Genomic DNA, 9,837 nt, shown 5'->3' with positions numbered 1-9,837 from the left:
AGTTAGGCTTCGCCTACGTCGGCCAGGCGGAGGCGTGGTGGTTCGGTTCCGTTGTTGGTGTCAACGAAGAGGTCGTGCCAAAGGCCGGTGTCCGGATCGATAAGCTGAAGCACCGCGCCATTGATCCGGTAGTTGCCATTGGCCGGTGATCGCAGCGGGTAGCGCGTATCACCAACTGAGGCATCGAGGTAATTGTCGATTGGCTCCGGGTCGTCGGTGCTACCAAAGCCATCTTCCTTGATGCTGATGTTTCCAGCAGCGGCAATTGAGGTGTTGCCAAGCTGGTCGGTAATGGCGACCACCAGCCAATAAGTGCCAGCAGCATTAATCACATCATCGGCGGCAAAGCTTACGACGGCCTGCTGCTTAGTGCCCTCATTCCAGCTGTCTGCGTCACAATCAGCGTCTAAATCGCCATTGACTACGACTACCTGCATCAATGCAGTTGAACCTGGAGCGGGTGCGCCGCCCCCGCCGCCCAGCGCTTTAATCTGAAAGGTGATCAGCGAAATGTCTGCTGCTGCCTGCAAGTCCTCCCCGCTGAATATAGCGAGTTCGAAGTCAACGTCATTACCTGCGTAGTGAGCGGGAATGGCGTTGGTCAGGTCGTCAATCACGCTACTCGGATTGGTCAAGCTGCAAGGGATACGAATACGTTTTTTAATGGCGGCCATGGCTTAGACTTGGATTTGTTTGAACGGACGCAGCAGCGACTGCACGCCGAGCGGCAGCTCGACTGCGGATGCGCCGATGACCACCGGCACGCGGTTTTCAAAGTAATGCGCCACCAGAAACAACAACGCGGTGACGAGGCTGGCGGGCGTTTTGCCCGCGTCCGCGCCGTAGCCTGCGGTGTAGATGATGCGCACGGCGTCGTCACGCGCGGCTAAGCTTTGCGATGCAAAGTTTGCGTCTAACTGCACGCGATTACTGCCTTCGAGGTGACGGAAATCATCCGCATCCAGCGCTGCGTAATCCTCCGCGCCTTCGGCCAGGGTTTCCACGCTGGCCACGCTCAGCACGGGCGCCACGGGCAATGTAATCGACTGACCGCCAGCGGGCAGCTTCGCGCCGTAAGCCGTGACCGTAGCCGCAATTAGCCGAATGCCGCAATGCGCCTCCACATGCGCACGGGCCGCCGCGATGTATGCGCGGAGCAAGTCGTCTTCGCTGTCGTCGATGACGCGTAGATGCGCTTTCGCGCGTTCGAGCGTGATGGGCTCTTGCGCGCGGTCGGCTTCGGTGTAGCGGGTGAATTGCACGAATTGAAAAAGTGGTGAATGGCCCGAGCCGGATGAGCGCGCCCAGGCCATTGCTGTTTACTGAACCAAGAAAATCGCTACTTAGGCAGCTGCCCCCCAGGCCGGTTTGCCCGACACCTTCGCGCCAAAGGTAAGCTCCATCTTACCCTCGGGGGTCAAGCCGCCAGGCGTGAACTCCGTAGGCGTTGCGGTGTAGGTGATGTGTTGGCCGCCGGGGAACCCAATGCGGTATTGTTCGTTTTGATCGCCTTCGACGTGGCCGCGTAGCACGTGGTGCTTTTGCGCGTCGCCCGTCGCATCCGGGTCAAGATGAAGGGTCACGCTCAGCGCGCCGCCATCCTTCAAGCCGGGAATGGATTCGCGGAAGTCATCCGCCGAGCCCATGTAGGTGGTGTCGATGGTTTCCGAAGTCGTGGAACCGGGCGTGATGTTCACCACGTCACCCACCTCCACAAAGTCGTTGCCATCGTGGTAGTAGAACTTGGAGCCCTTTGCCTTTTGCGCGCCCATGGCTTACTTGCCCTTTCCCTTCGCTGGCGCTTCCGAGGCGTGCGCAACCCAGCCGCGCCGAAGCAGGCGCTTGGCGTCGAGCTCGGACACCTCGTAGTCCTTGCCAGCTTCGAGTTTCTTGTCGCCCAGCACGAAGGATTGCTTGGCGGTGATTTTAACAGTCTTCATTGGATTAATGTTGGTTGTGGAACGCGGAGCGCCTGTTGCCAAGCGCCCCACTCCGGGTTAAGCGGCGGCGCCGTGTTGGAAGAAGGTGATCGCGTCAGCGAGCGTCAGCTTCGCGTCGAGGCGCTTGGTGAACTTGAAGCCCACTTGGCCGTTTTCCGCATACAGCTCGTTGAGGCGCTGCATCGTCATGCCCAGGCGGTCGACAATGCGGTAATACTTCAGATCGCCGAAGATGATGGACTTTCCTTCGGCTGCTGGAACCGGCGCGCTGTCGCTGACCTCGAACGGACGGCCATGCAGGCGGTCGGGCTCGCCTTCGCGCAGAGATGGCGCCCACAAGTATTGGCCGTTGCCGTCCTTAAGCTTGCGGATCTGCTTGGCAATCGCATCGCTGGTCAGCCAAACGGCGCGCGCACGGTAGCGCTTAGCCAAAGCGTGGAAGGTTTCAATCAGGTCGTCGGCAGTAACAACCGGCGTGGCGTTGATCGCGCCCTGGTAGCCAGTGACGTTCGCGCCCGCAACGGCAGTAGTGGCAAACAAACCAACAGGCTTGCCCACCCCGTTGCCCGTGCAGAAGCCGGACTCTTCGATGTAGCCATACTCTTCGCTGGCGTCGATTTGCAGCTCGCCCGCAAGGTTGTAGCTGTTGTCCTGCAAAAGCTCTTCGGACACCTGGATGATGCCGCCGGTCTTGTGTGCGCCGAGCACGAGATTGCCGTAGGCCGGATCGTCCTTGCCGTAGGCGCCCTCTTCGTCGATCCAGGTAAAGCCAGCACGCGAGCCACGCACCGGGATGTTGCGGTCGCTGGCAGTCGCCATCACGCGGGCGTAGCGGCGCACGACGTTCATTTCTGGCAGGGCCTTGATCAAATCCAGCTCCCACGAGGTTGGCACGAGGTAGCCGCCTTCGGAATCCGTGCCCACTTGGAGCGCGGCGAAGTGCTGCGGGTTCATGCCGTTCTTGCCCACACGGCCATAGCCGTTGAAGAACGCCAGATTGTAGCCCTTGCTCGCGCGTGGGCCTTCTTGCTCGTCGGCCTCGCCTTCGATTTCGGGCTGGTAAGGGCTTTGGCCGCCGCCCTGCAAGTTGTTTTCGAGTGCAGCCAAATTTTCCGCGCGCTGGATCTGCTTGCCGTGTTTTTCAACGTCGGCCTCCATGGCTTCGTAATTGGTGGTTTCGTCCGCGTTGAGGTCGCGGCCTTCCTTGCTGGCTTTATCCAGCAGCGCACGCATGTCTTTGACGAGTGCTGCGCGTTTTTGCTTTAGCTCACTAATGGTCATTGTGCTTGATTAGTTGGTGGTTTGTTCGATGAGCGCTTGACGCTTTTCGCGCAGTTTCATGCGCCATAAATGGTTGCAGGCTGGCGGCTGCTTTTGCGGGGCGGGCGGCGGTTCGTCGTCCTTGGCCACGAGCGCGGCGGGGATGTTGCGGAAGGCCTTGGCCGCATCCTTGGCCAGCGCCACGGCTTTCATGCCCTCCACGGTTTTGTCGGCAAAGCCCTTTTCGACGCACTCGGCGGCGCTCAGCCACGTTTCGGCGTCCATCATCGCGGCGATGTCATCGCGCTTGAGGCCGGTTTTCGCCACGTAGGCGGAGACGATGGACTCGTTTATTTTGTCGAGGTCGTCAGCTTGCTTGCGCAGCTCTTTCGCATTGCCCCAAGCAAAGGTCCACGCGTTGTGGATCATTAAAAACGCACCGTCGCCCATCTCGACACTGTTGCCCGCAATGGCGATGACGCTGGCAATGGACGCCGCCAAGCCTTCCACCGTTACCCTTACCTTTGCCGCGTGGCGCTTGAGGGCATTGGCCATTGCCAGACCGTCGAAAACCGAGCCGCCAATGCTGTTGATGCGTAGATCGATGTTGGCCGTGGTGACGGCGTTCAGCTCGTCAATGAACTGCTTGGCGCCAATGCCCCAATACGGATCGATCTCGTCGAAAATAAAAATCTCGGTGGTGTCGTCGGCCTTCGCCTTGAATTCAAACCAGGTCTTCATGCTGCTTGCTGCTCGGGTTGCGGTTGCGGGTTTTGCGAATCCACCATGTTGAGCGGCGTCAGATACACGTCGCCGCCTTCGATGGGGTTCATGTTTTCCTTACGGCGAATATCGTTCACGCTCAGCCAGCCCCACTGGCGGCCAATCGCGTAGGCCTCGTAACGGCTTTTCACGTCGCCGCGCAAAAGGCCCTCGACCAGAAATTCCACGTAGTAGCCCTGCCGACGCTCCGAAGCCGTCAACAGGCGCAGGTTCATCGCCTGCTCGATGCGCACGAGATACGGCAGGATGCAATCGACCACCCATTCAATGTTCTGGTGCTCGATGTTGCTAAACGTCGCGTCAGAGAGGATGCCCACCTTGTGCGGCGGGATGCCCCACAGGCTGGCGATTTTCTTATCCTGGTGCTCGCGCGCCTCTTGAAATTGGCTGTCCTTGTTTTCGCTGCGATGGGTGATGTATTTCATCCCCTCTTCGAGGATCAGCGTGGTGTAGTCGTCGCCCCGGCGCTTGCGGTCGAGCATCTGCTCGCGCAGCCGGTTGACCTGTTCATTGGTCAATGCCTTGTCCGTGCTCAGCACGTCGGAAATCTTTTGGCCGTTGCCGAAAAACTTGGCGGCGTTGTCCTGCAATGCCCGCGCCAGGCCGATCACCTCGCCCACGGTCCCGAGCATGTCCACGCCGTTCAAGCCGTTGTTCGTCAGCCCGCGAATATCGAGGATGCGCTCGGCATCGTAGGGAACGCCCTTCACATGGAAGCGCAGTTCGTTGCCATCACTCCCGCCATCGCGCTTGCGGCGGATGTCCTTGGGCAAAACCGGCACAATCTGCGTGACCTCCCCGCCCCGATTGCGCGACACGAAGCCAAACGCCTCATTGCGCAGTGCGAGGTTGAACATCGTGGCGCCCAGAAAGTCCGCCGCCGTCATTTCTGGATTCGGCGACACCTTCATCAGGTCATAAAGCGGATGCCCGGGCGCGCGGTGCTTCTCGCCATTGCGCTCCTGGTAAACAACGAGCGGCAGCGTCGACACCGTGCGCGACAGCACGTTGACGCAGCTAAACACCGTCGCCACCCCCAGCGCCGAAAGCTCGGTCACTTTCACGCCCGACAACGTCGAGAGCCCGGACAAAATCGCGTCCAGTAGCTCATCATTAGGATTGGCCAGCGTCGACGGCTCACCGCCCACCGCAACCGCCTTCGGCTGCCGCTTCCCAATTCCTATGGCGCTAAAAAATCCCACACCCCCAAAACTAGGACGGCGGGATTCAAGTGCGCAAAACGGCTATTTGGTAACGTTTAGTAAATGGTGGTAATGCGTGGTAGAGTGTGGTAGCGATACAAATCCCCTTAAGTTCCACCATGACAAAGCACGTAAACTTAAAGAATGAAATAATAGACCCTGTCGCTAGAATGGCAGAGGCACTGCACGGGTTTGACAACGTAGAGTTCATTACCCCCATCCTGATCGAGAACCATAGAGGACAATATAAATTCGATCTGAAAATTGTAGACCGATTGAATGAGCGTTCGGCACTTACAGACTTCAATCTAAGTGGCTATCGGACCAATGGAGCGGATCTGTATAAATTCAAGATGAGATGCGATTCTGCACTTCACATCGGCCTTATGTTTTACGTTTCACAAATAGGATTCAGCAAGGAAGCCTTGGAAGTAGCAGACAAAAACCATATTTTCTGCTTTTCGCTCAAACGCTTCGAAGGATTCACATGGTGCGGCGACAAAGGGAATCTCTTTGAAATGCCGAGACTGCGAAAAGCCACTACCAACAAGTGCCTGAAGAAGCACTTTAAAGACCTAGACCACTTAGAGGCAGTGCAGTATCAATGGCAAAGGAAGGTCCTACAGAGGGATGTTTCGCTGGAGCGACGAAGATCAAAATCATTTGAGGCACAGATGAAGAAGATCTCGATTCGATTAGAGAATAGGTTTCCACAAGTAGCCGAGAAAGCCGTGATCAGCATGCTGCAGCATTTTGGTGATTTACTCAAAACCAGGAATCAAGACATCAGCTCAGAGGTGCGCGTTTACAAATCGAAGATCGGCACAATTGTGATGGAAATACAAGTCCCTGATGAGTGCAAGCAAGAGACTGAATCTTTGCTGAAAGAGTATGGCAGCGTTATTACTGGAAACTCTCCGATAGATCGTTTCGCAATAGACAAGATCGAAGAGATTGCGCTCGTAAATGAAATAACAATTGCTAATGCCACTATAGAGAATCAGAGAAGAATCCTACAGCTCAGAGATGAACAGGTAGAAGACAAAGATAAGCAAATAGACACCATGCGTGCCCAGATTAGTGAGATGATTGCGCTGGCGAGTAGCCAATCAACCAATATCAGCTTACTTCTCAGATCTGCATTGAAAGAAGATTGTCAGACAGAAGACGAACGCAAAGCAGCAGAGATGCTGGCGGATGAAATCGAGAAAGCTGCCAATGGCGATGAAAGCACTTTCATGGAAGAAACCATTACAGAAATCGGCCAAGAAATAAAAAGCGACCTTAAATCTAAACTCAAATCGGTAGCAAAAGTTGCTACCAACACAGCATGGTCAAAAGCCATTAAAACTGTCGCATCATGGCTACCGGACTACTTCGATGGACCAGATGTATAGTCTTTTTTACGAAAACAACTGAAGAAAAAGAGCTACACTTAAAAAAATTGCAGAGGACACGACTCCCCATGTGCTTATGCATCTTAGAATTTTTCCACATAACTCAATCTTACGAGTGTATGGCCAAGGGCCACCAGATGTTGTGTAAGAACTATATTCATCATCCCATCTAGTTCCATCATCCTCAGCATACTCAATTCTATCGAATAGCTGCGATACTATCCACTTTCTAATCAGAACATTTGAAGCCAAGACAATTAATACAAGAAATAGGGACATAACTGCACAAAAACTCTCGAGTAGCTTTCCAGTAGAACCAAAGGCAGCGTAAAGTGCACCAATAATTGCATAGGATGCGTGCATACAAACTTCTGTCAATTTGAGGGACCACGAATTATAGAGCCCTTCAAGTTCTTTTACACCATCTCCGCTATCATCAAACCTATTACTTGGCATTTCCTTAACCTCCCCCAGGACCTGGTCCCAATATAGACCTTAAGCCAGCGCCCGGCTTGAATTTAATGGTCTTGGAAGCTTTTATTTTTATTCGCTCCTTTGTCTTAGGGTTCACCCCCATACGCGCAGAGCGCTTGACAACAGCAAATGTGCCGAAACCAACAAGCTGAACACCTGTCTTGTCTTTCTTAACGCCCTTTTTGATGGCATCGAGGACAGCCTCAACTGCACGCTCGGCAGAAGCCTTGGTGGCGTCTTTACCAAGATTTTTTTGCACTTCAATGACCAACTCTGCTTTATTCATGGAATAACAACCTTAGTAATTTCTGGGTATTCTTTAGATCATGAAAGATACACCTTAACCATCACACATTGTCAACAAAATCCTAAACCAATAAGATGTAGTTAAAAACACGAAGCATTATTCGTTAGTTCATGATAGCCTAGTCTGTATCTTCGATGCAAACTGCCGTCCTCTCAAACTGCCACTTCAGCAGATCATTGACGGTCGAGCGGTAGCCCCAAAATGGGGCTCCCTCTTTGCGCCATTTGCGGATGGTCTTTTCGCAGGGTAGGTTTTCCTCTGCAGCCAGCTCTTTGATGCTTAGCAATTTTCCGTCTGGTATCATATCTCGATAAATCCCCTTTCTTCGTAAACTGAATGCTCGGCGGTGTCGTCTTCCTGCTTCATGGCTGCGCCGATAGCCATGGTAAGGCCAACAATGCCGTCGATGCGGCCGCGTTGGTTGCGTTTCTCAAATTTCTTATTCTCGGATGGGTCTTTGACCACGGTTGCGTTGGAGGCGCACATGTTGAGCACCGGGTTGCCGCCGTGGTTGATGCCGCGCGTGGCGATTAAGTCCTCCAGGTCATTGATGGCCGGGCTCATATCCTTGAAGCCCTGCCCGAACTCGACCAAATCCAGCACTAGGTCGATCTCGTCCGTCTCGCGCTGGAGCCGGTCCATCTTCCAGCGGTCGAATGCCACGCGATGGATGGGGCAAACGGCGTGAATATTGGCGATTTCGCGGGCAATAAAGGCGTAATCGATGGTTGGCCCGGGCACGGTCAGCAAGTGGCCATCCCTCACCCATTGCTCGTAGGGCGCCTTATCGCGGTGCGCGTGGTCGGCCAGGGTGTCCTTGGGCTTCCAGAATCGGGTTGAAACGCGCCACTTGCCGTCGATTTTGGCCGCCAGAATCAGCGCGCTCAGGTCGTTTTTACTGCTCAGGTCCAGCCCCGCATATACCCTGTGCCCGATAAAGTCCGCCAGCGACGCCTCAGCGCCCTTGCACGCCATCCAAGCCGAACGGGTAATCCATGCATCGGCGGCATTCAGCCAGATATTGAGCTGCTTGGTCTTAAACGTGGCCAGCTTCGCCGGAACCTGCGCGGACTTCGTCGCCTGATCGCGCATGAAGGCCACGGATTTGCCCGCGCACATGTTTGGGTTGGCTTTGGCCCATTCCACCTCGTTATTCCAGTCGACGTCGTCCTTGCTGTCGCTGTCGGCGTCTTCCCAGCCGTCGACGGTGTAGATCATGCCGAATTTGTTGTCGGCCTCATACTCGCCTTCCAAAACTTTGGTGAGGTGCTCGCGCTCTTCAAAGCAAATGCCCTGCGTGTTCGTGCCCGCGGTGGTGATCGCGCCCATGTGCCAGTTTTCGCGACCGCCAAAGGCGTCTTCCACCACGTCCCAGAGGTCACGGTGAGGCCAGGCGTGCAGCTCGTCGCAGATAGCGCTAATCGGGTTGAGCCCGTCGAGGCGTTTGGAGTCGCTGCCCAGCGGCTTAATGAAGCTCGTGCGGTTGCTGCGCTCGGCGTAAACGAGGTTTTTGCCATCCAGAATCCGGTAGCGCGGGGCCAAATCACGGCTCTGCCGGATGAACGCGCAGCAGTCATTGTAAAGCAGCTTGGCCTGGTCTTCCTTTGTCGCCAAACAGAAGACCTCCGCGCCCGTGCGTTCGACAAACTCCGCATCGTAGAGCGCCACTGCCGCGCTGATCGTCGTTTTGCCGTTCTTGCGGGGGATCTCCAAATAAAAGTAGTTGAAGCGCCAAGCGCCGGTCGCGGTCCACTTCCAGCCGTAAATCGAGCCAAACGCGAACTTCTGCCACGGGAGTAATTCAATCGCCTGCCCGCGCATCGGCCCCTTGTAGTGCCTCAGGAAGCGGCAGAACTTGAAAAAGCGCTCGGCGGCGTCCTCGTCAAAGTAGATGTCGTCGCGCTCCAGGTCGCGCAAGTGACGTTCGCACGCCAAGCGCACCCATTTGCAGGCGACAATTTCCCCGGCAACCACATCACGCGCATATTGATGAACTTCGCTCACAGTTCGTCCAGCGCCGAGGGTTGAGTTTTCGTGACCGCTTTACGCGAATACGGGCATACCCGCAGCTTCGTCGCCAGCGCCGCAATCTGCTTTTGCGCGGCCTGCTTCGCCGACCACAACGGATGCGTCCCCAGCGTGCCGTTGGAATTCAGGTGAGTGACCGGGCAGCCTTCATCCTTCCACTGCTGCGTCACAATGCGCGAGGTTTCAATGGCCTCACAGTATTCACTCAGCAGCGCATGGTCTTCCGCCTGGAAATGCCCATCGCTCACCGCCTCGTAAAGCTTCCGCCATTCGTCTTTCGCAATGTCCCCAAGCCATTCCGGCGCCTCGGGTATGTCCTTAATATCTGTCATGTGTAAGTTACTTTGAGTTTCAATCTACTTGACGCCCTCGCAGGTCGCCCCCTTAGCTACGCACGTAGCGGTTGATACCGGGTTGAAAATTACTGCGCACATTTTTTGACGGTT

General features: G+C 55.4%; 13 protein-coding genes. 1 reads left to right on the top strand and 12 read right to left on the bottom strand.

Translation table 11 applies throughout. From position 1 onward, the window contains the following. Positions 1-2: 2 nt before the first annotated feature. From RBB63_RS22180 to RBB63_RS22150, 7 genes are all read right to left on the bottom strand, one after another. Entirely contained in the window at positions 3-674 is a 672-nt protein-coding gene (locus RBB63_RS22180; RefSeq protein ID WP_309387513.1) for a hypothetical protein, read from the bottom strand. A gap of 3 nt (positions 675-677) precedes the next feature. Continuing rightward, entirely contained in the window at positions 678-1,262 is a 585-nt protein-coding gene (locus tag RBB63_RS22175) for a head-tail connector protein (RefSeq protein ID WP_309387512.1), read from the bottom strand. Positions 1,263-1,343: 81 nt separating this feature from the next. Next, positions 1,344-1,772, bottom strand: a complete 429-nt coding sequence (locus RBB63_RS22170; protein ID WP_309387511.1) for a phage tail tube protein — start codon at positions 1,770-1,772, stop codon at positions 1,344-1,346. A 3-nt stretch (positions 1,773-1,775) separates the two neighbouring features. After that, complete coding sequence (locus RBB63_RS22165; protein ID WP_309387510.1) at positions 1,776-1,940, bottom strand: hypothetical protein; 165 nt, start codon at positions 1,938-1,940, stop codon at positions 1,776-1,778. Positions 1,941-1,997: 57 nt separating this feature from the next. Continuing rightward, on the bottom strand, positions 1,998-3,221 hold the full coding sequence (locus RBB63_RS22160; RefSeq protein WP_309387509.1) for a phage major capsid protein: 1,224 nt from the start codon (positions 3,219-3,221) through the stop codon (positions 1,998-2,000). A gap of 9 nt (positions 3,222-3,230) precedes the next feature. Next, on the bottom strand, positions 3,231-3,941 hold the full coding sequence (locus RBB63_RS22155) for a head maturation protease, ClpP-related (RefSeq protein WP_309387508.1): 711 nt from the start codon (positions 3,939-3,941) through the stop codon (positions 3,231-3,233). Next, the gene (locus RBB63_RS22150) at positions 3,938-5,185 is read right to left on the bottom strand and encodes a phage portal protein (protein ID WP_309387507.1); all 1,248 of its coding nucleotides are present in this window, start codon (positions 5,183-5,185) and stop codon (positions 3,938-3,940) included. The genes RBB63_RS22155 and RBB63_RS22150 overlap by 4 nt, the downstream gene beginning before the upstream one ends. 119 nt (positions 5,186-5,304) lie before the next feature. Between RBB63_RS22150 and RBB63_RS22145 the strand changes: the two genes are divergently transcribed. Continuing rightward, a complete protein-coding gene (locus RBB63_RS22145; protein ID WP_309387506.1) occupies positions 5,305-6,582 on the top strand; it encodes a hypothetical protein in 1,278 nt (425 codons plus the stop codon). A 6-nt stretch (positions 6,583-6,588) separates the two neighbouring features. Here the strand turns inward: RBB63_RS22145 and RBB63_RS22140 are convergent, their stop codons facing one another. The 5 genes from RBB63_RS22140 to RBB63_RS22120 all read right to left on the bottom strand — a co-directional run bounded on the left by RBB63_RS22140 (position 6,589) and on the right by RBB63_RS22120 (position 9,723). Continuing rightward, on the bottom strand, positions 6,589-7,038 hold the full coding sequence (locus RBB63_RS22140) for a hypothetical protein (protein ID WP_309387505.1): 450 nt from the start codon (positions 7,036-7,038) through the stop codon (positions 6,589-6,591). A 4-nt stretch (positions 7,039-7,042) separates the two neighbouring features. Beyond that, a complete protein-coding gene (locus RBB63_RS22135) occupies positions 7,043-7,342 on the bottom strand; it encodes an HU family DNA-binding protein (RefSeq protein ID WP_309387504.1) in 300 nt (99 codons plus the stop codon). A gap of 139 nt (positions 7,343-7,481) precedes the next feature. After that, entirely contained in the window at positions 7,482-7,667 is a 186-nt protein-coding gene (locus RBB63_RS22130) for a hypothetical protein (protein WP_309387502.1), read from the bottom strand. Then, positions 7,664-9,367, bottom strand: coding sequence for a terminase large subunit (locus RBB63_RS22125; protein WP_309387499.1), 1,704 nt, complete (start codon positions 9,365-9,367; stop codon positions 7,664-7,666). Before RBB63_RS22125 ends, RBB63_RS22130 begins: the two co-directional genes overlap by 4 nt. Further along, positions 9,364-9,723, bottom strand: a complete 360-nt coding sequence (locus tag RBB63_RS22120; protein WP_309387498.1) for a phage terminase small subunit P27 family — start codon at positions 9,721-9,723, stop codon at positions 9,364-9,366. Before RBB63_RS22120 ends, RBB63_RS22125 begins: the two co-directional genes overlap by 4 nt. Positions 9,724-9,837: the final 114 nt, after the last annotated feature.

The sequence above is a fragment of the Cerasicoccus frondis genome (assembly GCA_031296915.1).
Taxonomy (GTDB): domain Bacteria; phylum Verrucomicrobiota; class Verrucomicrobiia; order Opitutales; family Cerasicoccaceae; genus Cerasicoccus; species Cerasicoccus frondis.
The sequence above is the reverse complement of the archived record's forward strand: the minus strand, read 5'-3'. Positions and strand labels throughout refer to the sequence as shown.